This is a genomic window from Henriciella sp., assembly GCF_029937755.1.
Taxonomy (GTDB): Bacteria; Pseudomonadota; Alphaproteobacteria; order Caulobacterales; family Hyphomonadaceae; genus Henriciella.
This window is the reverse complement of record NZ_JAPYPG010000001.1, coordinates 234,166-259,639: the sequence shown is the minus strand read 5'-3', so window position 1 is coordinate 259,639 and position 25,474 is coordinate 234,166. Positions and strand designations below refer to the sequence as shown.

Genomic DNA, 25,474 nt, shown 5'->3' with positions numbered 1-25,474 from the left:
TTGGCGCCCGATGCGGGAATTGAATTCCGCCTCTCAGGCAAACTGAAAGACTCCTCTTTGACCAATTTTTCCGATCTCGGCCTCGCCGAGCCGATCCTGCGCGCCGTTACTGCGCAGGGCTATGAAACTCCGACTCCTATCCAGACCCAGGTCATCCCCGCGATGATCGCCGGAAAAGATATTCTGGGCACCGCCCAGACCGGTACGGGCAAGACGGCCGCTTTTGTCCTTCCCTTGCTCAATGTGCTGGCAAACTCGAAGCAGCGCCTCGAACCAAAGGCGTGCCGCGCGCTCGTGCTGGCTCCGACCCGTGAGCTCGCCGCGCAGATCGTTGACAGCGTTCGTGCTTATAGTTCCGAGATGCGCGCCTCCGTTACGATGATCATTGGTGGCGTGAAGATTTCGAAGCAGATCCGTGCCATGCAGCGCGGCGTCGACATCGTCGTCGCAACGCCGGGCCGCCTGCTTGATCTCAAGTCGCAGGGCGCCATCCGTTTCGACCAGATCGAGACCGTGGTCCTCGATGAAGCCGACCACATGATGGATATGGGCTTTCTGCCCCAAATCCGGAAAGTGCTCAGCCAGCTTCCGGAAAAGCGCCAGACTGCCCTGCTGTCAGCCACCATGCCAAAAGATATTCGCGTGCTGGCCGACAAGTTTCTCAACGACCCCGTCAACATTGCCGTTGCCGCGGTTTCCAAACCTGTTGAGCGGATCGACCAGAGCGTCCGTTTCCTGACGTCCAATCAGAAGCGTGATGCGCTCACCGAGATTCTGAGTGCCAAGGATGTCGACAGCGCCATCGTCTTTACGCGTACCAAGCGTGGGGCAGACCGCGTCTGCCGGCACCTTGAAGGCGCTGGCCTCGCTTCGGCAGCCATTCACGGTAACAAGAGCCAGAACCAGCGGACGAAGACGCTGGATGCCTTCAGGCACCGCAAGCTGCGAGTCCTGGTCGCGACCGATATTGCTGCCCGCGGTATCGATATCGACAAGGTCAGCCATGTCGTGAACTTCGAGCTACCGAACGTTCCGGAATCCTATGTCCACCGCATCGGGCGTACCGCGCGTGCTGGCGAGTCCGGCAAGGCTATCACCCTCTGCGCGCCTGACGAGCGCAAGCTCCTGCGCGATATCGAGAAGGTGATCGGCAACCGTCTGCCGGGCAGCGAAGCCGGCGGACCTGATGAGCCTCGTGGCGACACGTCAGAACGCTCATTCCGTCCGGAAAAGGATGGCCAGCCCCGCCGCAGGCCACGCCGCCGCAATCATCGCGGACAGGGTGGTTCAAAGGCTCAGGGGAAGGGACAGCGCCAGAGCAGTCACGCCTCTTGACCATCCGGCGCTTTTCCCGTTTAAAGCGCCGCTTCAGGACGGGAAGGTGCGGTGCCGCCGTTGAAATCGTGGAGCTCACAAGGGACGCTCTACCGGCCCGCGTCGTAAAAGGAAGACACATATGTCACGTCGTCACTCGACGAAGTACAAGATCGACCGTCGCGTCGGTGAGAATATCTGGGGTCGCCCCAAATCTCCGGTCAACAAGCGCCCGACCAAGCCCGGCCAGCACGGCCAGGGCCGCCGTCAGAAGGTGTCGGACTATGGCCTTCAGCTCATGGCCAAGCAGAAGCTGAAGTTCCACTATGGCGACATTACGGAAAAGCAGTTCCGCCGCACCTATGACGAAGCCAACCGTCAGAAGGGCAACACGGCAGAAAACCTGATCGGCCTGCTGGAAAGCCGTCTGGAAGCCTTTGTCTATCGCGCCAAGTTCGTGCCGACCATCTTTGCTGCACGCCAATTCGTGAACCACGGCCACGTCAAGGTGAACGGCGTCAAGACGAACATCGGCTCCTTCCGTCTGAAGCCGGGCGATGTTGTCGAGATCCGCGAAAAGTCGCGTAACCTCGCCCTCGTCCTTGAGGCCCTCGGGTCTCCCGAGCGCGATATTCCGGAGTATATCGAGGTCGACCCGAAGGCGATGAACGCGACCTTCGTTCGCGTTCCGGAACTCAATGACGTGCCGTACCCGGTCAAGATGGAACCGGCCCAGGTCGTCGAGTACTATTCTTCGTAAGCCTTACAGAGCTTGCACAAATGATCGGGCCGCGCTCCATTGGGCGCGGCCTTTTCTTTTGGGTTTCAACGTTTTGGGAGGCGTCTGCGCATGGGTACACCGACAATCGAAGAGGTCCGGAAACGGTTTGTTGCAAACCCGGAGAAACCTTTTGATCTATCGCGCCGCGACAGCGGTGACCGGCACCTTTTTCCCGACAAGAAGCATGCGCGAAAATCTCTCCACTCCGACGCCGATGCGATCGATGAGTTGCAGGACCTGCTCTACGCCACGCGCGAGCGCGCGCTCCTTATTGTGCTCCAAGGTATGGATACCTCGGGAAAAAGCGGGGTCATTCGAAAGGTCTTCGCCCAGACTTCGCCGCTTGGCATGAAGGTGAAGGCCTTCAAGGCGCCAACTCGTATCGAGCTTGGTCACGACTATCTGTGGCGCGTGCATGAGGCGACGCCGCGAAAGGGCTTCATCGGCATTTTCGACAGGTCCCACTATGAAGATGTGCTGGTGGTGAAGGTACGAGAATTCGCGCCCCCGGACGAGGTTGAGAGGCGCTATGAGCAAATAAACCAGTTCGAAAAGCACCTCACCGAAAACGGCACGACAGTCCTGAAATTCATGCTCCATGTCGGCTATGAGGAGCAGGGCGAGCGGTTGAAGGAGCGGATCACCGAGCCCCACAAGCGTTGGAAATTCAATCCGTCCGATCTTGATGACCGCCGCCACTGGCCAGATTTCATGTCAGCCTATGAGACAATGGTCCAGCGATGCTCGACGCCGCATGCGCCCTGGTATGTCATTCCGGCTGACAGCCGGACCCGCCGCAATGCGGCCATCGCCCGTGTCGTGCGCGGTGCGCTTGAGGACATGAAACTGGAATGGCCAAATCCTGATCTGAAGCTGGAAGACTTCGATTTCAGTTAGGCGGCCTGAAAAGGTTGGCCCGCCCGGTAGGTCTGGCGACGGGTCGATCACCAGAAATCCGGACGGGCCGCATGATGCGCTCAGGCGTCGATATCAGGGTCGAGGTTACGACCCACGCATCATGATCTGTAATGTCAGCCCACGGAAACCGATCCACCGCTGGACTTGTCGATCGTGACATTTGTCGCCCCGCCACTGACGCGGACGCTGCCGCCGCTGGAGGCTTCGGCGTCCACACTTTCGCTTGCATAGGCGCGGATCGAGGCACCGCTGGAGACGTCTGCGATGATTGAGATGCATTCGAGATCGCTCGCATCGATGCTCGCCCCGGAAGAGGCCTCGGCATCGATTTCACTGCAGGTTCCAGACGCATCAATAGAGGAGCCGCTGGACGATTCGATATCGATATCTCCGACGGAAATATTCGTAGCCACGACGCGTGCGCCGGATGAGGCATCGATGGAGGCGTCATTGCCGGAGAGGCCGGAGCCTTCGACGGAAGACCCTGAAGAGGCTTCGATGTTTTCAAGCGACTGGACGCCGACGGTAACGGTATACTTCTCGCGCTTGCCGCCCCAGTTCATTCGTTTCTTGCGCTTCAGGACGAGGTCATCGCCATCGACTTCCACGATGATGTCGCTGAAATCACCCTTCTTGTTTTCGACGTCTACCGATCGGGAAACGCCGGTTTCATAGATCACTTCGATACCGGCGGAAACGTCGATGCTATCGAAGTCCGGGACGTCAAACGTGCGGGTTTCGGCGAGGGCGGGGGCGGCGAGGGCTGTGGCGGCGAGGGCGAGCGTGGTCAGTTTGTGGCGCATGGGAGGCTCCTGCTGTTGGGGCGTTTCCGGAGGGAAACAATCCGCTTGACTTTGATTTATCGATAGTCAATACGCTTCGTTATCGTAAGTCAATAAGGATTCGGGCCATGCCAAAACTTTTTTCCTCCCTCGCCCTTGCGCCTGTAATGGGTATTACACTTGTCGCGCTATCAGGCTGCATCGTGATTGATGCCGAAGAGGGCGTGCTGCACGAAAACTGGGACGGTGCCCACACTTATGGGCCCCTCAAGGGCGCCGACGTCTCTGCTCAGACGGTTACCATACGTGTCACATCGAATGGCTGCACCACGAAGGATTTCATCGGCGCCGACGTCCGCAAGACTGGCAGCGACCGCTTCTCCGTCGGTTTCTATCGCGAGAAAGAGGATTATTGCCGGGCGAATCTCCCCGACGGTGTGGCCCTGACCTGGGATTTCGCCGAGCTCGGAATTCCTGAGGGCGCCGATGTAAGCGTGCGAAATTCGGTCCGGAACTAGCCAAAAAGGCATTCCAGAAACAGCCCGATTCCGTTCCAGTTTCAGCCCAGTTTTTACGCCATTTCGGCGTACAGATCGTACTCGTCAGCGTCCGTTACCCGGACGCTGACGATATCGCCCGGTTTCAGGTGATCGGCATCGGCGAGATACACCACTCCGTCGATTTCCGGCGCATCGGCTTTTGACCGGCCAAGCATCTCGCCCGGCTCGTCGCTCGGCCCATCGATGATGACATCCTGCGTGGTGCCGATCTGCGCAGCGGCACGTTCAGAGGAAATTTCCGCCTGCAGCGCCATGAAGCGGTGCCAGCGCTCTTCCTTCACCGCTTCCGGTATATGCCCGTCGAGCAGCCGGCTCTCGGCATGTTCGACATTCTCGTATTTGAAGCAGCCGGCCCGGTCGATCTTCGCCTCGCGGATGAAATCGAGCAGGATTTCGAAATCCTCATCGGTTTCGCCCGGAAAGCCGACGATGAAGGTCGAGCGGATGGTCATGCCCGGCACGTCGTGGCGCCATTGCTGGATGCGTTCGAGGACGCGGTCCTGTTTGGCCGGGCGCTTCATCGCTTTCAGCACATTGGCCGAGGCATGCTGGAAGGGGATGTCGAGATAGGGAAGGATCTTGCCCTCGGCCATTAGCGGGATGACCTTGTCGACGTGCGGATAGGGGTAGACGTAATGCATCCGCACCCAGGCATCGAGCTCGCCGAGCCCGCGCGCCAGGTCGAGGAAGCGGGTCTCGTAGTCCTCACCGCGCCAGGTCTGCGGCTGGTACTTCACGTCGAGGCCATAGGCAGAGGTGTCCTGGCTGATCACCAGCAGCTCGTTCACCCCGGCCTTCACCAGCCGTTCGGCCTCGGTCAGGACGTGATGGATCGGGCGTGAGACAAGGTCGCCGCGCAGCTTCGGAATGATGCAGAAGCTGCAGCGATTGTTACAGCCTTCGGAAATCTTCAGATACGAATAGTGGCGCGGCGTGAGCTTCAGGCCCGTCTCCGGCACGAGGTCGGTAAAGGCATCCGGCGGCGGGGTGAGATGGGTATGCACCGCCTCCATCACTTGCTCATACTGGTGTGGCCCCGTGACTGCGAGCACCTTCGGGTGCGCCTTCTGGATCACCTCCGGCTCGGCCCCGAGGCAGCCAGTGACGATCACCTTGCCGTTTGCCTCGATGGCTTCGCCGATCGCTTCGAGGCTTTCATCACGCGCGCTATCGAGAAAGCCGCACGTGTTCACCAGCACGAGATCTGCGCCCTCATAATCCGGCGCAATGGCATAGCCTTCGGCGCGCAGCCGGGTGATGATGCGCTCGGAATCTACCAGCGCCTTGGGGCAGCCAAGCGAGACAATGCCGACTTTGGGCTGGGTTTTTTGCTGCGCTTTAGGCGGCGTCTGAATGAGGGTGCTCATGGGGCGCGCGTTTAGCAGCGGCGGGGCGGGAAGGGAAGAAGCGGAGGGCTGTTGGGGTGCTGGCGGTTATTGGTATGCCTCCCCATGGTCAAGCCGTGGCGAGGCGTTTGTAGAGGCCCTTGAGGGTCTGAGACGACCGCTCAATCTGCCAGAAACGCCTCCAGCTCGTCCTTCCAGAACCTTGCCGCCGTATGTGTGCCGTGGCCTCGGGTGTCCTTGCTGGCCGGGATGAGGACGAAGCGGGCGTTGGGCATTTCTGCTGCCAGCGCTTCCGGGTTGCCCAGGCCGGGCGGGTTGATGAAGTCGTCGGCGGAGTTGATCCAGAGGACGGGCACATCGATCTCCGAGAGGCGCGGGGCGGGGTTGTATGTGCGGGAGGCATCGAACTGGTAGATCGTGTCGTTCGGATCGACGGCGCGTGCGGCGAGGCCTGCTGCGGCGGTGCGATACTGTTCGATCGCCTCTTCGCGCGTCGGCGCCTCGGCCTGCAGGCGGTAGGGGTTGGAGCCGGCGAGGAGGAGGGTGTTGGCGTAGATCTTGTGGCCGGTCTCGAGGTCGGCTGGGTCTTCGTAATTGCCGTCATCATAGTCCGGATCATTCCGGAAACCGTCGATGAGCATCTGCCGGAACATGCGGTTGCGCCCGGCAATCTCGATGGCATTGCAGGCGAGCGGCACGAGGCGATCGGCAAAGCCCGGATAGTCCTCACCCCAGACAAAGGCGTGCATGCAGCCCATGGACGTGCCGAGGATCAGGTCGAGGCTCTCGACGCCCGCGCCTTCGGTCAGCATGCGGTGCTGGGCCTTGACCATGTCGTCATAATCGTAACGCGGAAAGTCCGTGCGCATCCCGTCGCTCGGTTTTGAGCTGTCGCCATGGCCGAGATTGTCGGGCGAGATGATGTAATGGGTCGCCAGGTCGAGCGGCTGGCCGGGGCCGAACAGCTCATTGCCGAAGATCGGGCGAAGGAGCGATGTGCCGCTGCCGCCGGTGCCGTGCAGCAGCATGACGGCATTGGTGATGATGCCGTCTGCATCGCGCCGCGGCGTACCGAGCGTGTACCAGCTCATCGTGATGGAAGGCAGTGTCTCGCCCGTGCCGAAGGTGAAGTCTTCCAGCTCGACTGTGTGATGCTCGGCTCTGGCAGCCCAGTCCTCGGCGGCTGCCGGACCGGCGGTGACCAGGGTCAATACAAGGGTGAGGATCGACAATACCCGCATCAGGCGTTCCTTCTGGTGGCGTCAGCGGGGAGACTAGCCGACCGTGAGGGCGTGGCAATGGGGCGCGTCCCATCGCCCGGAGCCTTCAGCCTTTTTTCAGCCGGTTGAGCAGCGCGTCGGTGCGGGCCTGCATGTCGCGGGCGATCTCTTCAGGTGATGCCGAGCCGAGGGATGAGGCGAGCGATTGCCCTGGGCCTGCGGGCTGCCCTGAGGCGGCAAGTGTGCTGCCGGTTTCCTCGCCCGCGAAGGTATCGTGGGGCAGGAGGTAGGGTGGTTTGACGGGATCGAGGGCCGGCGCCGATGGGGCCGCTTCTGAGGCTGTTTCGGCAAACGTCTCCGGTGCGGCTGCCATCTGATCTGTCGCCTGCTGGACCTCTACGATGAATGTCTTTGTGTTCAGCGGATCGAGCCTCGCATTCCTCTTCGTGACGTGAACGGCCATCCGGCCCGGCGCCTTCGGTGTCAGATGTGTTCTCATCTCCATGCGACCGCGCGGAAAGAGGCGGAAGATGCCGCCATTCGATCCCTGCATCTCAACCACGAGGCTTTCGCAGTCACCGACATTCCTGAAAGCCAGTTTCCACACCTGGCCGACGATGGGCTTTGTGCAGAAGAATTTGACGTCGTGCTCGCCCTCGCCCCATTCCTCGAAGCCTGTGTCCTGAGCCCTGTTGCGGGGGTGGACCTGGACCTGGTGAGTAGCTTCGTGCGCGACTGCGCCATTCTCGTCATAACCGCGCGCGGTGATGCTGGCTGAGCCGGCGCTTACCATTCGGGCCCTGATCGTCGCGAAACCATCGGCAAGCTGGACAAGGGTGGATGAGAGGTCGGCGTTGAACGCACTGAACGAGGCCTTCGTGCAGCCGTCAAAGCCGCTGACCGATATACGAATGGATTCCCCGACTTCAGCGGTATCCGGTCCCATGAACCATCCCATGACAAGCTCCTTATGGTCTCTATGGACTAAGGCGCGGTCAGGCGGGAAACCGGGTCAGATCTTTTTTGTTGGTAAAGCGGAAGCGCCCTCAGGCCGCTTCCATCTCGATGCCCTTTTCGGCGAAGTGCTGCTTCAGCTCACCGTTTTCGAACATTTCCTTGATGATGTCGCAGCCGCCGACAAACTCGCCCTTCACATAGAGCTGGGGAATGGTCGGCCAGTCGGAATAGACCTTGATGCCTTCGCGCACAGCCTGGTCTTCCAGGACGTTGGTCGCGACATAGTCGACGCCGAGATAGTCGAGCACCTGGACGACGACGGAGGAGAAGCCGCATTGCGGGAAGGTTGGCGTGCCCTTCATGAAGAGCAGCACGTCGTTTTCCTTGACGGCCTTGTCGATGGATTGCTGGACAGCATCGCTCATGTCGGATCTCCGGTGTCTGGCTTTGGAGGAAAGATGAGGCGCAAGGGGGCCAGCTTCAAGGCCCACCTCTGCCTTCCAGCCTGGCTACTGGTCTTTCACTTCCTTCATGACCTGCTCACGCGCGACGGCGATCAGCTCGGCCATGTGCTCGCGGATGCGGGCATCGGAGCGGTCGATGCCCTTGGCGTCGAGGTCTCCACGCACCTTGCGGAAGACATCCTCGTCACCCGGCTCTTCGAGGTCGGACATGACGACCGACTTGGCATAGGCTTCGGCCTCTGCGCCCGACAGGTTCATCAGGTCAGCGGCCCACAGGCCAAGCAGCTTGTTGCGGCGGTTCATGATCTTGAACTGCAGCTGGGAGTCGTGGGCGTATTTCGCTTCTTCAGCGCGCTCGCGATCGTCGAATGTGCTCATCTGGAAAGCCTTCCTGTCTTGATGGGCTCAACTTGTATTCCGGCGCGGTATAGTTCGCCGTCCCCCTGTCGCGCAAGACTGCCATGCTGCGACAAGGTCGGGCAAGCGGCGAAGCGCTGAATCATCGTTTGTTTCAGGGTCCGCTTCAGAGTAACACTCAAGTCTTGATTCCGAGGGGCGGTAACCGGGGCTTGTCATGGTGCTCCGCCTCCTTCTCCAGAGGGAGACACGCGATGTCGCGCCGGCGCATGATTTATGAAGGCAAGGCCAAGATCCTGTATGAGGGGCCTGAGCCGGGCACGCTGATCCAGTATTTCAAGGATGACGCAACCGCGTTCAACGCCGAGAAGAAGGCGGTGCTCGACGGCAAGGGCGTGCTGAACAACCGCATCAGCGAGTTCATCATGACGCGGCTCGGCACCGTCGGTATCCCGAACCACTTCATCAAGCGCCTCAACATGCGCGAGCAGCTGATCCGCAAGGTCGAGATCATCCCGCTGGAAGTGATCGTGCGCAACGTCGCCGCCGGCACCATGTCGAAGCGTCTCGGCATTGCCGAGGGCGAGACCCTGCCGCGGGCGATCGTGGAGTTCTGCTACAAGAAGGACGAGCTCGGCGATCCGCTGGTCTCGGAAGAGCACATCGCCGCCTTTGGCTGGGCGAGCTCGCAGGAGCTCGACGACATCATCTCGCTGTCGCTGCGCGTGAATGACTTCATGTCCGGCCTGTTTGCCGCCGTCGGTATCCGGCTGATCGACTTCAAGCTGGAGTTCGGCCGCCATTTCGAGGGCGACATGGTGCGTACGATCCTGGCCGACGAGATCAGCCCGGACAGCTGCCGGTTGTGGGATCTCGAGACCAATGAGAAGCTCGACAAGGACCGTTTCCGCCGTGATCTTGGTGGCGTGACGGAAGCCTATGCCGAGGTCGCGCGCCGTCTCGGCATCATCAAGGAATCCCAGCAGGGCGGCGAAGTCGTCGACTTTTCGAGCGCCGGGAAATAACCCGCACGCGGCTTGTTTCATTCGCCCGGCAAATCGGCTAAACCAGCGCCGACTCGCCAGAAGAGACAGGAAACCCTGCCCATGAAAGCCATTGTCCATGTCGGCCTCAAACCCGGTGTTCTCGATCCGCAGGGCAAGGCGGTCGCCGATACGCTCGGACGGATGGGATATACCGAAGTGCAGGGTGCCCGCATCGGCAAGGTGATCGAACTGGACCTGGAAGGCGTCGAAGCCGGCCAGGAAGACGCGCGCGTCAAGGAAATGTGCGAGAAGCTGCTCGCCAACACCGTCATCGAATCCTATCGCTACGAACTGGTCGAGTAGGGCGCGGCTGCGCTAGTTTCCTCCAAAACGGAGGAAACCCATGATCAAGCTTACATTCTGCCTGCACCGGCTGCCGCATCTCACTGTGGCCGAGTTCCAGTCCTACTGGCGCGAGACGCACGCCCCGCTGGTTGCGAGCCATGCCGAGACGCTGGGCATCCGCCGCTATGTGCAGACTCATGCGATCATTCACGAGATGAATGAGACGATCCGCGCCTCCCGCGAGGCGCCGGAGCGCTTCGATGGTATCGCCGAACTCTGGTGGGACAGCTGGGAGAGCTTTTTCCAGGCCGGGGAAAATCCCGGCAATGCCGAAGCCAGTCAGGCGCTGCTTGAGGATGAGCGCAAGTTCATCGATCTGAAGCATTCGCCGCTCTGGTTCAATGAAGAGCATGTGATCGTCGGTTGAGACGAAAAACTGGCCCGTTTCATGCTTGAAACGCGGCCATGAAACGTGTCCTCATCCTCATTGCTCTAACGCTCCTCCCGGCCACCAGCCTTGCTGAAGAGAGCGTCTGCCGGTCCGTCCTGACACGCTGGGAGGACGGCGGGCATGAATTCCGGACCAAGATTTCGGAAGAAGCTGTGAATGGCTGCAAGCGCATCTGGCACAGCGTCGATGACAGCCGCGAGGTCGAGGGCGTCGACTGCGATTGCGATCTCGTCCTCGACGGGATGGAGCGCGCCTTCTCTCCGCCGCCCTCTGCCAATCAGGCTGAGCGCCTGCTGCAGACCTGCCGCGCACCCGCCAGCCGCAACACGCAGACAGCCCGGCCGGCTGCGACCCAGACCTCTGCATCGTCAGCTGAGCGCCCGCGCATCATCCTGCGCTAGGCGGCGCTGCTTCAATATCTCAGAAAAAACCCGGCTACGCGTGACGCAGCCGGGCTTGATGGAGTGTCGTTCGCCTCTCGGCGAAAGTTTTATGCCATGGCCTTTTCGAGGTTCTCGGCAACCGCTTCGAGGAAGCCTTCCGTGGTCAGCCAGTCCTGATCGGGACCGATGAGCAGGGCGAGGTCCTTGGTCATCTTGCCTTCCTCGACGGTCTCGATGACGACCCGTTCGAGCTTTTCGGCAAAGTCGGTCACAGCCGGGGTGTTGTCGAGCCGGCCGCGATGGGCAAGGCCGCGCGTCCAGGCGTAGATCGAGGCGATCGAGTTGGTCGAGGTCGCTTCGCCCTTCTGGTGGTTGCGGTAGTGACGGGTCACCGTGCCGTGGGCGGCCTCGGCTTCAACCGTCTTGCCGTCTGGCGACATCAGGACAGACGTCATCAGGCCGAGCGAGCCGAACCCTTGCGCGACCGTGTCGGACTGGACGTCGCCGTCATAGTTCTTACAGGCCCAGACATAGCCGCCGGACCATTTCATCGCCGCAGCCACCATGTCGTCGATCAGGCGGTGTTCATAGGTGCCACCGAATTCCTTGAAGGCGTCGGCGAATTCATTGTCGAAGACTTCCTGGAAAAGGTCCTTGAAGCGGCCGTCATAGGCTTTCAGGATGGTGTTCTTGGTCGACAGGTAGACCGGCCACTTGCGGGTCAGGCCGAAATTGAACGAGGCGCGCGCGAAGTCGCGGATCGACTCGTCGAGATTGTACATGCCCATGGCGATGCCGGCGTCCGGGAAATCGAACACTTCGTATTCCTGGGAGTCGGAGCCGTCCGAGGCTTCCCACTTCATGGTCAGCTTGCCGGCGCCGGGCACGCGGAAGTCGGTGGCGCGGTACTGGTCGCCATAAGCGTGGCGGCCGATGACGATCGGCTGGGTCCAGCCCGGCACCAGGCGCGGGACGTTGGAGATCACGATTGGCTCACGGAAGACGACGCCGCCGAGGATGTTGCGGATGGTGCCGTTCGGGCTGCGCCACATCTTCTTCAGGCCAAACTCTTCAACGCGGGCTTCATCCGGCGTGATGGTCGCGCATTTCACGCCGACGCCGTATTCCTTGATGGCGTTGGCCGCATCGACGGTGATCTGGTCGTCGGTCTCGTCACGGGCTTCGATGCCGAGGTCATAGTATTTGAGGTCGATATCGAGGTACGGGTGGATGAGGCGGTCCTTGATCATCTGCCAGATGATGCGGGTCATCTCGTCGCCATCGAGCTCGACGACGGGATTTTCGACCTTGATCTTTGCCATCGCGTGGAAGTCCTTTCAGTTGCACTGTATTCCGGGCGGCTATAGCAGAAGGGTATGAGAGGTCAAAAGCGACTTTCGGGCGCGCGGGGAAGAACTCCAAGAGGATGTCACCGATGAGCCGGTTTTTCATTGTTTTTATTGCATTTTGTGTGCTCGCGGCCGCGCCGCACCAAGCGCAGTCACAAACGCCTGCTGAGGCCTCTGTGACGATCGGGCCCGAAGAGTCCGGCAACTGGAGCGTCGAATACAGCTTCGCCGAGCCCCAGAATGTGCTCGCTTTCGTACGCTCCAAGAGCGACTTCCGCGAGCCGACCTGGTCGCTGACCTCGGACAATGCGCGCTTCGGACGGGTTGCCGGGATCGATGTCATCGTCTTCGATGAACCCGCGAAAGAGGTGAGCTTCAGCATCATCCCGCTGACCAGCAAGCTGGTTGCCGACTACACCCCGTTCGTAACCTTCGCCGATGGCAGCGTGGCCGTGTATGAGGGCCAGTTTGGCCTCGCCCCGGTCGACAGTCTCGACGCTGTCAGCGATCTCGAAGGCGATACGGCCAATATCGAGGCGCCAGCGCTCGCCATGGATGTCAATTTCTCTTCGGACACGCCGATTATCGTGGACGGACAGGTCCATGAGGGCAGTATCAGCCACCGTATCGAGGGCGACGGGACCTATATCTATACCGGCACCGGCAAGATCGAGCCGTTCGACAGCTTTACCGTCGTGCTGGATGCGCGCCTGCCGGCCTGGCTGCGCGAGCGTTTTGCCGGGGACCTGGAAGCGATCTTCACCGGCTTCGAACAGCTCTGGGGGTTCGAGCTGCAGAACAAGGCCACCGTGATGCTGGCCTATAAGGGCGCGGGCGCAAAAGGTTTTTCGGCGACGGGCGGGGCGCTTGACCAGCTGCTGATGATGGAAATCGGCGGCGCCGATATCAGCGAGCCGGACCCGAATACGCTGTCCTACCTGCACTGGTTCTTCGCGCATGAAGCCGCGCATCTCTTCCAGACCGACAAGGGCGTGACGTTCGCCAGTGGCGGAGGGTCCTGGATCCATGAGGGGGCCGCCAACACCATGGCCTATAATCTCATCGCCTCGATGCTCGAGGGCGATGGTGGCCGGCAATTCCTTCAGGGTGTCTATGCCCGGGCCTTCGATGAGTGCGTGAGCGTGCTCGAAGACGGACCGCTCGCCACGGCGGGTGAGCGCGATGGCTTCTCGGCGCACTATTCCTGCGGGGACTTTGTCGCGCTGGCGACCGATGGTTTCCTCAAGCGGCGCGATCTCTATGGCTTCTGGAACAGGCTGATTTCGCAGGCCGGGGGGAACGACGCCCGGCAGGTCAATCTCACGACCTATTTCGCGACGCTGCAGATTCTCGGAGCGACCCCGGCGCAAAGACGGTCCATCGAGCGAATCGTCGAGGGCCAGCCGGACGATCCGCGCAAGGCCCTGACCACGCTTCTGGAAAAGGCCGGCCTCGCCCCGAAGTTCAGCGCAGGCGGTGAGTTGATTTCGCTCGACTGGCCGGACTATTCGGCGGAATGAACGAAGACAGACAACCCGTCATCATCCTGGCCGAGCCGCAGCTTGGCGAGAATATCGGTGCGGCTGCGCGCGCCATGCTGAATTTCGGCCTGACCGAGCTGCGCATTGCCGCCCCGCGCGATGGCTGGCCGAACCCGGCGGCACAGCCGCTGGCGGCTGGCGCCTTCGAGGCGGGGGTGAAGGTGACGGCGTTCGACAGTGTCGAGGCGGCCTGTGCTGATCTCGGCTATCTCGTCGCGGCGACAGCGCGCCCGCGGGGGATGGAGAAGCCGGTGACGAATGCGGCTGGTGCGGTCGGCTGGCTGCACGAGGCGATGGCGGCGAAGCGCGTGGGGGTCGTCTTCGGGAATGAGGCGCAGGGGCTGTCCAATGATCATGTCGCGCTCTGCGATGCGATCGTGACCTATCCGGTGAACAAGGCCTTCGCGTCGCTCAATCTCTCGCAGGCCGTTATCGTCTTTGCGCATGCCTGGGGCGAGGCGGCCGGACAGGAAGGCCGCTTCGAAGGCACCGAGGCTGGTGTCGGTGAGCCGGCCAGCCGGGACGAGCTGATTGGCATGTTCGAGCATTTCGAGGCCGAGCTGGAGCGCGCTGGCTATTTCTATCCGCCCGACAAGACGCCGCTGATGACGCGCAATCTGCGCAATGCCTTCATCCGGGGCCAGTGGACCAGCCAGGAAGTGCGCACCTTCCGCGGCGCGGTGAAAGCGCTCGCCATCGGGCGCGGCAAGGCGCGGATCTTGCGGGAGGATTGAGATGGCGGAGCTTGTCCTTCTGGGCACAGAGCGATCCCACTTTACCCGAAAGGTCCGCTTGCTGATGGACCATCTCGGTCTCGACTATGACATGGTCGATATCGGCAATGTTGCCGAGGCCGATCAGTCCCTGTTCGGTGAGAATCCGCTGATGGTCGTGCCGGTCCTCAGGGCCGCCGGCCGTGATCTCTATGATTCCGACAACATCGCCCGCTGGCTTGTCGGCCGTTACGACCCGGACGACCGGTTTTGCGTTCTGGCCAGTACGGTCGATGCCATGAACCTTCACGCGGTGATGAACGGTATGATGAGTGCCGAGGTGAAGCTCGTCCTGTCGGCGCGAACCGGCCTTGAGCCGGCCGGCGTCCCCTATTTCGAGAAGGCGCGCGAGGTGCTGGCGGCCGGGATGACATGGCTGGCCAGCCGGGCCGATGCCTTCACCCCTGCCAAACCGGGCTGGAAGGAATTTCACTTCATCAGTCTGTGGGATCACATGACGGTCTGTGATCTGGTCCCGGGAAACTGGCCAGACCTTGAGGCTTTGGCGGAGACCTTGCGCGGACATGAGCTGATCGCCCGCTCGGCCCCGCCCGGTCTTGAGGCTCATTGCTGAGATGTGTCGCGGGCCATCCGGTCCTCGTTCCACCGTTTGCGCAGCACGCTGACGCGTTCGGGGAAGCGTGTTCCGGGCTCCTCCACGGTCAGGATGCGGTCGGTGCGGAAGTGGCGGAAATCCTGACGAAGCTCGCACCAGGCGCAGATGAGGCGGACGGTTTCCCAATAGGCGATCAGGAACGGCCAGATGGTACGGCTGGTCGTGCGGCCATGCTCGTCGGCATAGTCGATCTCGAGCTTGGTCTGCGTGCGGATGGCGTTGCGCACAGGGGCGATATCGACACTGTCGGTAATGCGCTGATCAAGCCGGGTTACGGGTTGCAGGCCTGCATCGACGATGACCGGCTGAAGCTCTTCCGGCACGACAGTGGAGAGCTTGGCGATGAGATCCTCTGCCCCACGTGCGAGCGCCGGGTCACCGCGCGCCGCGACCCACTTCGCGCCGAGGACAGCCGCCTCAAGTTCGTCGGCTGTCAGCATCAGCGGCGGCAGGTCGTAGCCGCTGTCGAGCACATACCCCGTTCCGGCTTCCCCGCGCACGGGCACGCGCTGCGCGACGAGTTCGGCCATGTCGCGGTAAAGTGTGCGCAGCGAGACTTCGAGTTCCTCGGCCAGCTCATGGCCGGTGACGGGCCGGCGCCTGCGGCGCAGGATCTGGATGATCCGGAAGAGGCGTTCGGTCCGTCTCATTTTTTCTTATTTTGTTCTCCTGACAGGCTGCTGACATGATGCTGTCAGCAGGGGTGGTTTAGCAAGGGCTGATCTCGAAGCAGGAAAGGAGATAGCCATGACCACGCTGTATGGATGGGGCCCGATGTTCGGTTGCCCGTCACCGAGCCCTTATGTGATGAAGACGGAAATCCAGCTGCAGATGCTGGGCGTCGAATTCGACCGTGCAACGGCAGACCTGGACGCGGTGTCGAAGCACAAGGCGCCCTATGTCGAGGAGGATGGCGAGATCATCCAGGATTCCAACTTCATCCGGGCGCATTTCGAAAAGAAGCTTGGCCGCTCGCTTCTGGACGGGCTGACGCCTCGCGAACAGGCGCTGAGCTGGGCGTTCGAACGCATGGCTGAAGGGCACCTCAGCGCCGTCATGGCAGGCGAACGCTGGATGAATGACGAGAATTTCCGCAAGGGCCCGGCCCAGTTCTTCGTGAGCGTGCCCGAGCCGATGCGCGACCAGGTGTGTGGCGAGATCAGCGAGGGCATGCGGAAAGCCCGCTGGGAGTCCGGCATCGGGCGCCACTCACACGAGGAACAGCTGTTACTTGCCGGCTTTGACCTCGCCGCGATTGCGGCACAGCTCGGTGAGCGGAATTTCCTTCTGGGTGATGAGCCGACAGGGGTTGATGCCTCGGTATCTGCGATACTGATCTCGTGTGCCACGCCCTTCTTCGACACACCGCTTGTCGACATGGTGCAGGCGCATGAGAACCTTCCGGCTTATATACGCCGGATGCGGGAAGCCTACCTGCCGGAAAGGGTCTGGCCGGAGCTTGTCGCGGCCTGATGCGGGCTACTGCTCGGTGGTGCCGCTTCGCACACCGTCGGGCAGGTTCGCTTCGGCGAGTTCATTGGCAAGGCGCTGTCCGGTCGAAGCATAGACTTTCTCGGCGGAGATAGCGCCTTCGTCGCAGCGGCTCCGGCGCGAGCTTTCGGCCTGGAAGGAGTTGTTGAAGGCGTCCACCATGGAGGATCTCAGCCGGCTGCGATAGGGCGCTTCGATGCCGAGCAGCTCCTGCATGTAAACCCGCCAGTACTGGTCATCCCGACCATTGCAGAGCAGCCGGATGGCATGCGCGGACCCGAGTGTGGAGGCGAGCGCAATCACGTCGCGCAGATAGTCCTGGCTGCGCGTGTCGCTGACATCAAACTCCGGCTGGTAATCGGGTTGATACTGGCCTTCGGCGCTCATGGCTGGCAGGAAGGTCAGTAGCAGAGCCGCCGGGAGGAAGCGCCAGTGTACGAATGTCTTCTTCATCACGAGACTTTCACGCGGCTTGAGGCCCGTCTCAAGCCGTTTTCTGATCAAATAACACCTGTCACCGTATCGGATAATTCCGAAATCGGGCGGCCATGGGGCGAGGCTGCAAAAGGCAGTGCGCTGATCGCCCATGGCAATGCCGATGTCTGGTTCAGCCCCGCCTCGCGCGCCTTTGGGAAATACCTTTATGAAGCCGACAGGCTCGCCTGGTTCCAGTCGAGCGCGGCGGGGCTGGAAAATCCCTTCCTGCAGAAGATCGGCGAGAAGGCCGAAGCCTATACCGCCAGCCATGTCCAGTCCGAAGCGATCGCCGAATGGGTGCTGTGGGCCGGTTTCGACTGGTTCGGCAATGGTGCCGAGCGCCGGGCCGGGCAGGCCGCGAAGGAATGGCGCCACGTGCATTTTCGCGAGATCCAGGCGACGCGCTGGCTGGTCTATGGCTTTGGCCATATCGGCGAAGCGGCCGGGCGCCGGCTGAGGGGGCTCGGCGCGCATGTCACTGGTGTGCGCCGCTCCGACCAGGTTTCGCCCTTTGCAGACCGGGTCGTCCATCCCAACGATGTCAGCAGGGATGAGATCGGCCAGGCCGATGCCATCCTGCTTTGTGCCCCGCATACGCCCGAGACAGAAAATCTCGCCGATGCAGACTTCTTTGCGGCGATGAAGGAAGGCAGCCTGTTCCTGAATGTCGGGCGCGGCGCTCTGGTCGATGAAGACGCGCTTCTCAAGGCGCTCGACAAGGGGCGCCCGGCGCATGCGACGCTGGACGTGACCCGTGAAGAACCGCTGCCCGAGGACAGCCCGATCTGGACCCATCCGGGTATCACGCTGACGGCGCACACCTCGGCGCTGACCAGCGAATCGCGCAAGCGCAATGATGAGCTTTTCCTCGAAAACCTCTCGTCGTTCCTCAATGAAGCGCCGCTCAGGAACCTTATCGAGAAGAAGGACTTTGCCGCCCAGGCCGTCTGACGACTTGCCGAAGCGGTGATTGCGGGCCTATCAATCAATATGCTGATGGCGCGCTTTTTTTCATTTGCGGACGGATTGTCCCGGGGCGTCCAGGAGGACGAACGCAGGACCTTGTCCGAACCTCTGGACGCGCTCAGCGATACTGCGGAATCGGCCGGCGAGGCGGCGAGTGAATTTGCCACCTGGCTGGCGTCAGGCTCGCGCGAAGCGCTCGTCACGCTTGGTATCACGATCGTTATCACGATCGTGCTGTGGTTTACGCGCTGGGGGCTGATCCACCTCATGCGCCAGCTGCCGCGCAATGATGACTATTCGCTGTCGGCGATCTTCAACCGGATCGTCAGGCGGTTCCGGCTCTATTTCATGCTTGCCACAGCGCTGCTGATTGCCGACCGGATCATGGAGCTGCCGCAGGCCCTCTCGACCTTCAGCCACATCCTGTTCGTGATTACGGCGACCCTGCAGGCGGCGGAACTGCTGCAGGAGGCTGCGATCTCCTCGATCCGGCGCCAGGCGATCCGCAATCCGCAGGATGCCAGTACGCTCGCTTCGGCGGTGAACCTGATCAAGTGGTTTATCAACCTCGTGATCTGGTCGTTTGCGCTGCTGCTCATTCTCGACAATATCGGCGCGAACATCACCACCCTGATCGCCGGTCTGGGTATCGGTGGTATCGCCATCGGTCTCGCGGCGCAGGGCATGTTCCGTGACCTGTTCTCCTCGCTCTCCATCGTGCTCGACAAGCCGTTCCAGGTGGGCGACACGGTGCGCTATGACGACACCTGGGGCGATATCGAGGATATCGGCCTGAAGACGACACGCATTCGCTCACGCAAGGGCGAGCAAGTCATCATTTCCAACACCAATCTCCTCGAAAAGGAGATCCACAATATGCGCCGGATGAACCGCCGGCGCATCGAGACGCAATTCGGCGTGATCTTCCAGACACCGCCGGAGGTCGCCGAGGCCATTCCCGGCATGGTGGCTGAACTCATGAAAGGGATTCAGGGCATTGCGTTCGACCGTTGCAGCATGTCGGCCTTCGGGCCGAGCTCGCTCGACTTCGATCTGGTTTTCTACTCGCTGAACCCGGATTTCAACCGCTCCATGGCGCTGCGCTCACGCGTGCTGTTGGCGCTGTTCCGCAAGTTCAAGGAAGAGGGGATCGAGTTCGCCTATCCAACGCAGACGCTTTATGTCAGCGGTGTCGACAATCTGATGTCCGCGCGGGTTGAAGCGCAAACATCCGAAGACGCCTTGATTGTGGAAGGGCCACTGGACGTCGAACCGTCCGAGAGCTGAGCGGGAAAGCCTTACTCGACCGTCCAGCCGCGGGCGGTGCGGTGGGCATCGAGCGTGATGCCGTCAGCTTCGGTGTGCGGGCGCTTTGTTTTCCGCGCCTGCCGACCTTGCTGGCGGCCACCCGTGGTGAGACGCAGCAGAATGGCCACGGCGGCGATAACGAGCCCCACGGCGGCGGTCACGACAGCAAACATGCCGGCCATGACGATAATCGCCAAGGCAAGGATACCGCGAAGGCCCCAGCGGGCGCCCTCACGAAGGCCGTGCCCTATGCGGGCGATGAGTGTTTCGAAAGAAAGCGTCGAGCGAGCTGCAGTCATCTTTTTCCTATCTCCTCACCCGAAGATGATATCGGTTCTCATCCAGGTCAATCGCTGGAACGCAATCTCCCTCAATTCGCCGCAATCATACCACGTTCTGCCCGGATCCGCGCATAGGCGCCCGTAATTGCGGCAGCCTTGTCGTGAGCGGCGATTTCAAACTCGCGCGGTGCGCCATTCCCGACGATGCGGTCGGGGTGATTATCGGCCATCAATTTGCGGTAGGCGCGGCGGATATCGTCGAACGCCGCATCATGGGCAACGCCGAGAATATGATAGGGATCATCGCGCTCGGGCCCCAGATGGCTGGCGCGGATCCGGCGGAAGGTCACCTCGTCGAAGCCGAACGTCTCGGCCACCGTGCGCAGGTACTGCATCTCGTCATCGGTGACCGCACCATCGGCGCCCGCAATCATGAACAGGCCGTCCAGAACGCCTTCCAGGAGGCAGGGGCGGGCGGAGTATTTCTTGGCAATTCGGCGGGCATAGGCTTCATAGCCGCGCACCGTCTGGCGCGCGATATTGAAGACGCGGCGGACCTTGTCGGCATCTTCCGGCGCGGCCCGGAAGACGCGTGAGAAAACCATGACCTCGCTGTCGCTGACGCGTCCGTCGGCGGCGGCCATCTTAGCGCCGAGGCCGATCACCGCCGCGGTGAAGCCGACATCGTTTGGATCGGGCGCGCAGCCGTTTTCGGCAGGGACGGGATCGTCCTGCACGTCGCTGTCAAAGAGGCGCTTTCCGCCTTCGATCAGGATCTGCCAGAGGCTCATCGTCTTACAACTATAACGAGTTTTGCGGCTAAAATCAGTCCCGGGAGGTCAATTGTCTTGCGACAAATTGTGAAGAGTCCCCCAAGACTTGATGTCGAGCCTGCAGCTTAACGCGGCGGAGACTGTTGCGAAACCGCCGATTTCAGCTCTGCAATTTCGTTTTTGAGCGACCGGAGAAGGTCGAATATTTCATCGCGTTCTTCTTCGGCATGCTCGGCTTCTTCCTCGATATCGTCGATAAGTTCTTCCGTTGCCGCCTTCTGTTCTGCGGCAAGGGCGTCCACAACCAGGGCGATGAACAGGTTCAACACCGCGAAACTTGCGATGAAGATGAAGGTCAGGAAGAAGAACGGCGCCCAGGGGTGCCCATCATCGATGACTTTCTGGACGACCTCGAAGCGCCATCCATCCATCGTCATCACCTGGAAGAGCGAGAAAGCCGAACTTGGCAGGTCGCCGAAGAGCTGCTGGACCTCCGGGTCCGAGGTGTTGCCATACATGTTGGTGGCCATGACGGCGTAGACATAGGTCAGCAGGGCAAGCACAGCGACGATGGCGCCCATACCGGGCAGGGCCTTGAGCAGGGCTTCGGTGATGCGGCGCATCATTGGCACGACGTGCAGGAGCCGCAGGACCCGCAAGACGCGCATCGCCCGCAGGACGGAGAAGCCCTGTCCGCCGGGCACGAGCGAAATGCCGACCACGATGAAGTCGAACCAGTTCCAGCCCGACCGGAAGAATTGCAGCCTGTAGACGATCAGCTTCAGACTGATTTCCAGCGCGAAGGCGAAGGTGATCGCCCGGTCCATGATTTCGAGCCAGTGCACGGACGTTGGCGGCAGGGCCTCGGAATAGGTGAGGATGCCGAGGATGAAGGCGTTGATGATGATCAGTCCGGTGATCAGGTTCAGGAACCAGTTGCTCTCAATAGCAGCTTCGAGCGCCGAGTTGCTGGTCGATTCATCGAGTGTCGCGCGCGCCATGTCCCCTCTCCACCCTGTTTTCCGGGCTCACCTTACCGGTGTCGTCTTACCCGCCGCAGCGAATTGATCAATCGGCTGACGTGGTCGTATCGCTGATGATCTTCCACTCACCGTCCATGCGGCGCAGGATCAGTGTGAACAGCCCGCCCGGCGTGTCGGCGTCCCGGGTGAGCTCCCAGCGGCCATGCACGACCGCCGCGTCGTCCGAGAGCAGGACGATTTCGAGCTCATGCGTGTCGAGCTTTCCCATCTTCTCAGGGCTGGAATAGCGGGCCTTGTAGCGCTGCAGGGTCTTTTCATAGCCGCGCACCACCGTGCCACCCGAGGCGAAGCGAAGCTCCGGCGATTGCCAGTAGCCTTGCATGAAACCGTCGATGTCGCCCGCGTTCCAGGCTGTATCCTGCTGGTCGAGAATGGCCGTGATGGCTGCCTTGTCGGCGGCTGCATCGGCGGACGTCTCATGGGGTGAGGCAGTCTGGCAGGCGGCCAGGGGCGCACCGAGGGCAAGCAGGGCGGTCACAGCGAGGATGGAATGGCGCATTGATTTCTCTCCGGTGTTGGGGTCGGAGTGTACGGAAAGGCCCGGCAATTGAAACCGTCTTTGGCGGCGGGTGTTATCCACGCTAGGTAAGGGCTGGGCATTCTGGAGTCTAAAATTGATGTTGATGGTGGCGCTGATTGTCGGCGGTCTGTTGTTACTTTTCGCTGGCGGCGAAATGCTTGTGCGCGGCTCTGTTGGCGTCGCCCGCCGGCTCGGCATGTCGGAATTGCTGATCGGGCTGACCCTGGTCGGGTTCGGGACCTCGATGCCGGAAATGGTGACCAGCCTTCAGGCCCTGTCGGATGATGCGGTCGGTCTCTCGGTCGGCAATGTCATCGGCTCGAACGTGGCCAATGTCCTGCTTGTCATTGGCGCGGCCTGCCTGATCTCGCCCATCATCACCCATCCACGCGCGCTGGCGCGCGACGGCCTGTTCATGGTTGCGGCAACGGTTCTCTTCGCTGTTGTGCTCTGGTTCGACATGTTCACCCGCCTGGTGGGGCTGGGTTTCGTCGCGATCCTGATCGTCTACCTCACCACTTCGGTCATTCTCGACCGGCGAAAGAACTCACCCGCTGCAGTCGTCCATTCCGGCGAAGCGGAAGTGATCGAAACCCATGAACCGCTCTGGCTCTCACTTGTCCTCGCGCTGGCCGGCATTGCGGGGGTGGTGATCGGCGCGAAGCTGCTGGTCACGGGCGGCTCGGACCTCGCGCGGGTCTTCGGCATTTCGGAGACGGTGATCGGGCTCTCCATCGTCGCCGTCGGCACCAGCCTGCCGGAACTCGTCACCTCGATCATGTCGGCGGCCAAGGGCAAGGCGGACGTGGCGCTTGGCAATGTCCTCGGCTCCAATATCTTCAACATCCTCGCCATCATGGGCGTCTCGGCGACGGTCTATCCGTTCAGCGTGATCGGCCAGCCAGCGGCGTCAGGGGCAAAGCCTGTCGATGTGCAGGCGCTGGAATATGCGCCCGGTGAAAGCCTCGTCGGGATGCAGGATATGGGCGCGCTGGCGCTCTCGGTCTTCCTGCTGGTCCTCTTCGCCTATACCGGCCGCAAGCTGGCGCGCTGGGAAGGGGCGGTTCTCCTCGGCGCCTACGCGCTCTATATGGCGCTCAGCTTCAACCTGCTGCCGCACTTCGGAGACCTCGTTTGACGCAGGACATCTATTCCGGCCTCGACCAGCTCGGGGCGCACAGTTCCATCCCCGCCTCGCCGGAAGAGGCAAAGCTCGAGCGGGTGCCTAACCCGCATGCCGATACGCTTTATCTTGCCCGCTTTACCGCGCCGGAGTTCACCTCGCTCTGCCCGGTGACGGGCCAGCCGGACTTCGCCCATATCGTCATCGACTATGCGCCGGGGGACTGGCTCGTCGAGAGCAAGAGCCTGAAGCTCTACCTGACATCGTTCCGCAACCACGGCGCTTTCCATGAGGATTGCACCGTTGCGATCGGCAAGCGTCTGGTTGACCTGCTCGAGCCGAAATGGCTGCGCATCTACGGTTACTGGTATCCGCGCGGCGGCATCCCGATCGACGTATTCTGGCAGTCCGGGCCGGTGCCGGAGGGGCTTTACGTCCCCGAGACCGGCGTGCCGACCTATCGCGGGCGGGGCTAGGCTCAAACGTCTGCGGCTTGAACGTGCCTCAGATCGACGCCTCCCCACGGTCAAGCCGGGGTGAAGCGGTAAAGATAGTTGCCGGCTCAGGCTTTACGCCTTTGCCAGCGTTGTCATGCCATCGTCCTCACGTGCGGTGACGAAGGTCGCGACTTTCTCCATCGAATAGGCCTTGTCCGTGATCGTGGAGGCCTTGAAGAAGTCCGATGTCACCGTGTCGGCGGTCAGCGTGACGAGGGTGTAGCCGTGACCATCCGGATCATACCAGTCCACGTCGCGGTTCGCGTCCGCGAAGAGCTCGCCCATATTCGGCACATCGTTCACATACTCGCCGAGGCCGGGTGACGTCACCGACGTGCAGCCGAATTCGACACCGCGCTGGGCGCCTGAGCGGTCGTGCAGCGTGTTGGCCCATGCCGTGTGTGTGTCGCCGGTGACGGTAACGAGCCGGGCGCCTGCGGCTTCAGCAGAGGCGTAGAGGCGGTCGCGGGCTGCCGGGAAGCCGTCCCAGGCGTCGAGATTGAAGGGCAAGCCGAGCTGGCTGAACGGGATCATCGCCGCGACATAGCTTTCCTGTGCGGCCTGTTGCTCGGGTGTGAGCGTCTCCACGAGGTTCGGCGGCTTCACTTCGGCCATGATCACCTGGTTGGCGAGGACCTGCCAGGCCTTGCCGGTCGAGGTCGAGCGTTTCAGGCCCTTGTCCAGCCAGTCTTCCTGCACCTTGCCCAGCATGGTGCGGCTTTCATTCTGCACGCGCTGCATCACTTCCGTGGCCTTGGTCGGGATAGCATCCGGCTCGACGCCAGCAAGCTCAGCGCCCCAGCTGATCTCGTCGGACCGGCCGGTCAGGCGGGATTCGAGACAGAACACGGTGGCGATATCGCCGAAGTCGAACTGGCGATAGATGGCGCCGGTGGCGCGTCCGGCTTGCGGATCGCGCACGGGCATCCATTCGAGATAGGCCTGTACGGCGGCCTGCTTGCGGTCTGTCCAGTTGCCTTCGGTTTCCGGCTGGTGGTTCTCTGCGCCGGTGCGGTAGGCATTGTTGGCGCTTTCGTGATCGTCCCAGGTGCACAGCCAGGGTGCAGCGGCGTGGGCGGCCTGGAGCATGGGGTCGCGCTTGTACTGGGCATGGCGCATCCGGTAGTCGCCGAGCGTGACGATCTCCATGGGCGGCTCATGATTGCGGTCGAGTTCCTGACCGATGGTGCCGCCATACCCGTCGACGCCATACTCATAGATATAGTCGCCAAGATGCAGGACGGCGTCGAGGTCGGTCCGCTTGCCGATCTCGTCATAGACATTGAAATAGCCGAACGGGAAATTCGAACACGAGATGACGGCGAACTTGACCGGAGCGCTGCCGGAGGCGGCCAGCGTCTTCGTGCGGCCGACCGGAGACGTCACGTCGCCCGCGGCGGTTTTCGCGGTAAACTGGTAGAAATACTCGGTGCCGGCTTCGAGACCCTCGGCATCCACCTTCACCGTAAAGTCGCGCCCCGGCGTAGCTTCGGTGAGCGCCTGGCTGACAATGGCTTTCATCTCGCGGTCGCGTGCCACGGTCAGGCTGACAGGGATGGGAGTGGTCGTATCCTCGTCGGACGGAGTGATGCGGGTCCAGAGGACGACCCGGTCGCTCAGCGGATCACCCGAGGCCACGCCATGCTCGAAATCGGTCTCACCGGCAAAGGCCGGGCGATTGTCGGCCAGCGGATTGTCGCTCGCGCCCTGCGTCGCGCAGGCGGCGAGGCCCGCCGCACCGGCGCCGAAGCCCAGGAAATGCCGTCTGGAATATTTGCTCATGGTAACCGCTCCCTCCGAAATGCAGTGTTCTCTTATCCCGCCATCATGACGAATCCACGAAACCCGGTCT

At 61.6% G+C, this 25,474-nt stretch carries 30 protein-coding genes; 16 read left to right on the top strand and 14 right to left on the bottom strand.

The features are described from left to right. Positions 1-57 precede the first annotated feature (57 nt). The 3 genes from Q1K29_RS01295 (at position 58) to Q1K29_RS01285 (ending at position 2,992) form a co-directional block, all read left to right on the top strand. A complete protein-coding gene (locus Q1K29_RS01295) occupies positions 58-1,335 on the top strand; it encodes a DEAD/DEAH box helicase (protein ID WP_300390503.1) in 1,278 nt (425 codons plus the stop codon). A gap of 121 nt (positions 1,336-1,456) precedes the next feature. Further along, positions 1,457-2,074 (top strand): 30S ribosomal protein S4, encoded by a 618-nt coding sequence (gene rpsD / locus Q1K29_RS01290; RefSeq protein ID WP_300390500.1) that lies wholly within the window; start codon positions 1,457-1,459, stop codon positions 2,072-2,074. Between the two features lie 90 nt (positions 2,075-2,164). Beyond that, positions 2,165-2,992, top strand: a complete 828-nt coding sequence (locus Q1K29_RS01285) for a PPK2 family polyphosphate kinase (protein ID WP_300390497.1) — start codon at positions 2,165-2,167, stop codon at positions 2,990-2,992. A 134-nt stretch (positions 2,993-3,126) separates the two neighbouring features. On the opposite strand, the gene Q1K29_RS01280 is transcribed toward Q1K29_RS01285, so the two are convergent. Then, positions 3,127-3,816 carry a DUF2807 domain-containing protein gene (locus Q1K29_RS01280; protein WP_300390494.1) on the bottom strand — a complete coding sequence of 230 codons (690 nt, stop codon included), beginning with the start codon at positions 3,814-3,816 and terminating at the stop codon, positions 3,127-3,129. Between the two features lie 107 nt (positions 3,817-3,923). Between Q1K29_RS01280 and Q1K29_RS01275 the strand changes: the two genes are divergently transcribed. Continuing rightward, positions 3,924-4,313, top strand: a complete 390-nt coding sequence (locus Q1K29_RS01275; RefSeq protein ID WP_300390491.1) for a hypothetical protein — start codon at positions 3,924-3,926, stop codon at positions 4,311-4,313. A 53-nt stretch (positions 4,314-4,366) separates the two neighbouring features. Here Q1K29_RS01275 and rimO read toward each other — a convergent pair whose 3' ends face one another. From rimO to Q1K29_RS01250, 5 genes are all read right to left on the bottom strand, one after another. Continuing rightward, positions 4,367-5,722, bottom strand: a complete 1,356-nt coding sequence (gene rimO, locus Q1K29_RS01270; RefSeq protein WP_300390489.1) for a 30S ribosomal protein S12 methylthiotransferase RimO — start codon at positions 5,720-5,722, stop codon at positions 4,367-4,369. Between the two features lie 140 nt (positions 5,723-5,862). Beyond that, positions 5,863-6,942 carry an alpha/beta fold hydrolase gene (locus Q1K29_RS01265; protein ID WP_300390486.1) on the bottom strand — a complete coding sequence of 360 codons (1,080 nt, stop codon included), beginning with the start codon at positions 6,940-6,942 and terminating at the stop codon, positions 5,863-5,865. A gap of 85 nt (positions 6,943-7,027) precedes the next feature. Further along, positions 7,028-7,879, bottom strand: coding sequence for a hypothetical protein (locus Q1K29_RS01260; protein WP_300390483.1), 852 nt, complete (start codon positions 7,877-7,879; stop codon positions 7,028-7,030). 88 nt (positions 7,880-7,967) lie between these two features. After that, the gene (gene grxD, locus Q1K29_RS01255; RefSeq protein ID WP_300390480.1) at positions 7,968-8,303 is read right to left on the bottom strand and encodes a Grx4 family monothiol glutaredoxin; all 336 of its coding nucleotides are present in this window, start codon (positions 8,301-8,303) and stop codon (positions 7,968-7,970) included. Positions 8,304-8,387: 84 nt separating this feature from the next. After that, positions 8,388-8,720 carry a DUF1476 domain-containing protein gene (locus tag Q1K29_RS01250; RefSeq protein ID WP_300390477.1) on the bottom strand — a complete coding sequence of 111 codons (333 nt, stop codon included), beginning with the start codon at positions 8,718-8,720 and terminating at the stop codon, positions 8,388-8,390. Between the two features lie 233 nt (positions 8,721-8,953). On the opposite strand from Q1K29_RS01250, the gene purC reads away from it, so the two are divergent. From purC to Q1K29_RS01230, 4 genes are all read left to right on the top strand, one after another. Then, positions 8,954-9,724 carry a phosphoribosylaminoimidazolesuccinocarboxamide synthase gene (gene purC / locus Q1K29_RS01245; protein ID WP_300390474.1) on the top strand — a complete coding sequence of 257 codons (771 nt, stop codon included), beginning with the start codon at positions 8,954-8,956 and terminating at the stop codon, positions 9,722-9,724. A gap of 81 nt (positions 9,725-9,805) precedes the next feature. Continuing rightward, positions 9,806-10,048, top strand: coding sequence for a phosphoribosylformylglycinamidine synthase subunit PurS (purS, locus tag Q1K29_RS01240; protein ID WP_300390473.1), 243 nt, complete (start codon positions 9,806-9,808; stop codon positions 10,046-10,048). Between the two features lie 40 nt (positions 10,049-10,088). Continuing rightward, positions 10,089-10,457 carry an EthD domain-containing protein gene (locus Q1K29_RS01235; protein ID WP_300390469.1) on the top strand — a complete coding sequence of 123 codons (369 nt, stop codon included), beginning with the start codon at positions 10,089-10,091 and terminating at the stop codon, positions 10,455-10,457. 38 nt (positions 10,458-10,495) lie between these two features. Then, entirely contained in the window at positions 10,496-10,882 is a 387-nt protein-coding gene (locus tag Q1K29_RS01230) for a hypothetical protein (protein WP_300390467.1), read from the top strand. A gap of 89 nt (positions 10,883-10,971) precedes the next feature. Here the strand turns inward: Q1K29_RS01230 and Q1K29_RS01225 are convergent, their stop codons facing one another. Continuing rightward, the gene (locus Q1K29_RS01225; RefSeq protein WP_300390464.1) at positions 10,972-12,186 is read right to left on the bottom strand and encodes an NADP-dependent isocitrate dehydrogenase; all 1,215 of its coding nucleotides are present in this window, start codon (positions 12,184-12,186) and stop codon (positions 10,972-10,974) included. A gap of 113 nt (positions 12,187-12,299) precedes the next feature. On the opposite strand from Q1K29_RS01225, the gene Q1K29_RS01220 reads away from it, so the two are divergent. Genes Q1K29_RS01220 through Q1K29_RS01210 form a run of 3 tightly spaced genes read left to right on the top strand, consistent with a single transcriptional unit; the run spans position 12,300 to position 15,101 of the window. Then, positions 12,300-13,733: a hypothetical protein gene (locus tag Q1K29_RS01220; RefSeq protein WP_300390461.1), complete on the top strand. Its 1,434-nt coding sequence runs from the start codon at positions 12,300-12,302 to the stop codon at positions 13,731-13,733. Then, on the top strand, positions 13,730-14,488 hold the full coding sequence (locus tag Q1K29_RS01215) for a TrmH family RNA methyltransferase (RefSeq protein ID WP_300390458.1): 759 nt from the start codon (positions 13,730-13,732) through the stop codon (positions 14,486-14,488). The genes Q1K29_RS01220 and Q1K29_RS01215 overlap by 4 nt, the downstream gene beginning before the upstream one ends. Before the next feature lies 1 nt (position 14,489). Continuing rightward, positions 14,490-15,101 carry a glutathione S-transferase gene (locus Q1K29_RS01210; protein WP_300390456.1) on the top strand — a complete coding sequence of 204 codons (612 nt, stop codon included), beginning with the start codon at positions 14,490-14,492 and terminating at the stop codon, positions 15,099-15,101. Here the strand turns inward: Q1K29_RS01210 and Q1K29_RS01205 are convergent. Beyond that, positions 15,092-15,793 (bottom strand): YafY family protein, encoded by a 702-nt coding sequence (locus tag Q1K29_RS01205; RefSeq protein WP_300390453.1) that lies wholly within the window; start codon positions 15,791-15,793, stop codon positions 15,092-15,094. The genes Q1K29_RS01210 and Q1K29_RS01205 overlap by 10 nt on opposite strands. A gap of 97 nt (positions 15,794-15,890) precedes the next feature. Here Q1K29_RS01205 and Q1K29_RS01200 point away from each other — a divergent pair, with 97 nt between their 5' ends. Further along, positions 15,891-16,616 carry a glutathione S-transferase family protein gene (locus Q1K29_RS01200; RefSeq protein WP_300390450.1) on the top strand — a complete coding sequence of 242 codons (726 nt, stop codon included), beginning with the start codon at positions 15,891-15,893 and terminating at the stop codon, positions 16,614-16,616. Between the two features lie 6 nt (positions 16,617-16,622). Here Q1K29_RS01200 and Q1K29_RS01195 read toward each other — a convergent pair whose 3' ends face one another. Further along, positions 16,623-17,087: a TIGR02301 family protein gene (locus tag Q1K29_RS01195; protein ID WP_300390447.1), complete on the bottom strand. Its 465-nt coding sequence runs from the start codon at positions 17,085-17,087 to the stop codon at positions 16,623-16,625. On the opposite strand from Q1K29_RS01195, the gene Q1K29_RS01190 reads away from it, so the two are divergent. Together Q1K29_RS01190 and Q1K29_RS01185 are read left to right on the top strand one after the other, a co-directional pair. After that, complete coding sequence (locus Q1K29_RS01190) at positions 17,067-18,062, top strand: NAD(P)-dependent oxidoreductase (protein ID WP_300390445.1); 996 nt, start codon at positions 17,067-17,069, stop codon at positions 18,060-18,062. The two genes, Q1K29_RS01195 and Q1K29_RS01190, sit on opposite strands and share 21 nt — an antisense overlap. Positions 18,063-18,173: 111 nt before the next feature. Next, positions 18,174-19,364, top strand: a complete 1,191-nt coding sequence (locus Q1K29_RS01185; RefSeq protein ID WP_300390442.1) for a mechanosensitive ion channel domain-containing protein — start codon at positions 18,174-18,176, stop codon at positions 19,362-19,364. A gap of 11 nt (positions 19,365-19,375) precedes the next feature. Here the strand turns inward: Q1K29_RS01185 and Q1K29_RS01180 are convergent, their stop codons facing one another. The 4 genes from Q1K29_RS01180 to Q1K29_RS01165 all read right to left on the bottom strand — a co-directional run bounded on the left by Q1K29_RS01180 (position 19,376) and on the right by Q1K29_RS01165 (position 21,981). Next, a complete protein-coding gene (locus Q1K29_RS01180; RefSeq protein WP_300390439.1) occupies positions 19,376-19,684 on the bottom strand; it encodes a hypothetical protein in 309 nt (102 codons plus the stop codon). 71 nt (positions 19,685-19,755) lie between these two features. After that, a complete protein-coding gene (locus tag Q1K29_RS01175; RefSeq protein WP_300390437.1) occupies positions 19,756-20,457 on the bottom strand; it encodes a molecular chaperone DjiA in 702 nt (233 codons plus the stop codon). Positions 20,458-20,564: 107 nt separating this feature from the next. Then, a complete protein-coding gene (locus Q1K29_RS01170; RefSeq protein ID WP_300390436.1) occupies positions 20,565-21,440 on the bottom strand; it encodes an ion transporter in 876 nt (291 codons plus the stop codon). A gap of 67 nt (positions 21,441-21,507) precedes the next feature. Beyond that, positions 21,508-21,981, bottom strand: a complete 474-nt coding sequence (locus Q1K29_RS01165) for a nuclear transport factor 2 family protein (RefSeq protein WP_300390433.1) — start codon at positions 21,979-21,981, stop codon at positions 21,508-21,510. Between the two features lie 118 nt (positions 21,982-22,099). On the opposite strand from Q1K29_RS01165, the gene Q1K29_RS01160 reads away from it, so the two are divergent. Both Q1K29_RS01160 and queF read left to right on the top strand, forming a co-directional pair. Then, the gene (locus tag Q1K29_RS01160; RefSeq protein WP_300391921.1) at positions 22,100-23,140 is read left to right on the top strand and encodes a calcium/sodium antiporter; all 1,041 of its coding nucleotides are present in this window, start codon (positions 22,100-22,102) and stop codon (positions 23,138-23,140) included. Then, on the top strand, positions 23,137-23,601 hold the full coding sequence (gene queF / locus Q1K29_RS01155; RefSeq protein WP_300390431.1) for a preQ(1) synthase: 465 nt from the start codon (positions 23,137-23,139) through the stop codon (positions 23,599-23,601). Before Q1K29_RS01160 ends, queF begins: the two co-directional genes overlap by 4 nt. A gap of 93 nt (positions 23,602-23,694) precedes the next feature. On the opposite strand, the gene Q1K29_RS01150 is transcribed toward queF, so the two are convergent. After that, positions 23,695-25,404 (bottom strand): alkaline phosphatase D family protein, encoded by a 1,710-nt coding sequence (locus tag Q1K29_RS01150; RefSeq protein WP_300390428.1) that lies wholly within the window; start codon positions 25,402-25,404, stop codon positions 23,695-23,697. Positions 25,405-25,474 lie beyond the last annotated feature (70 nt).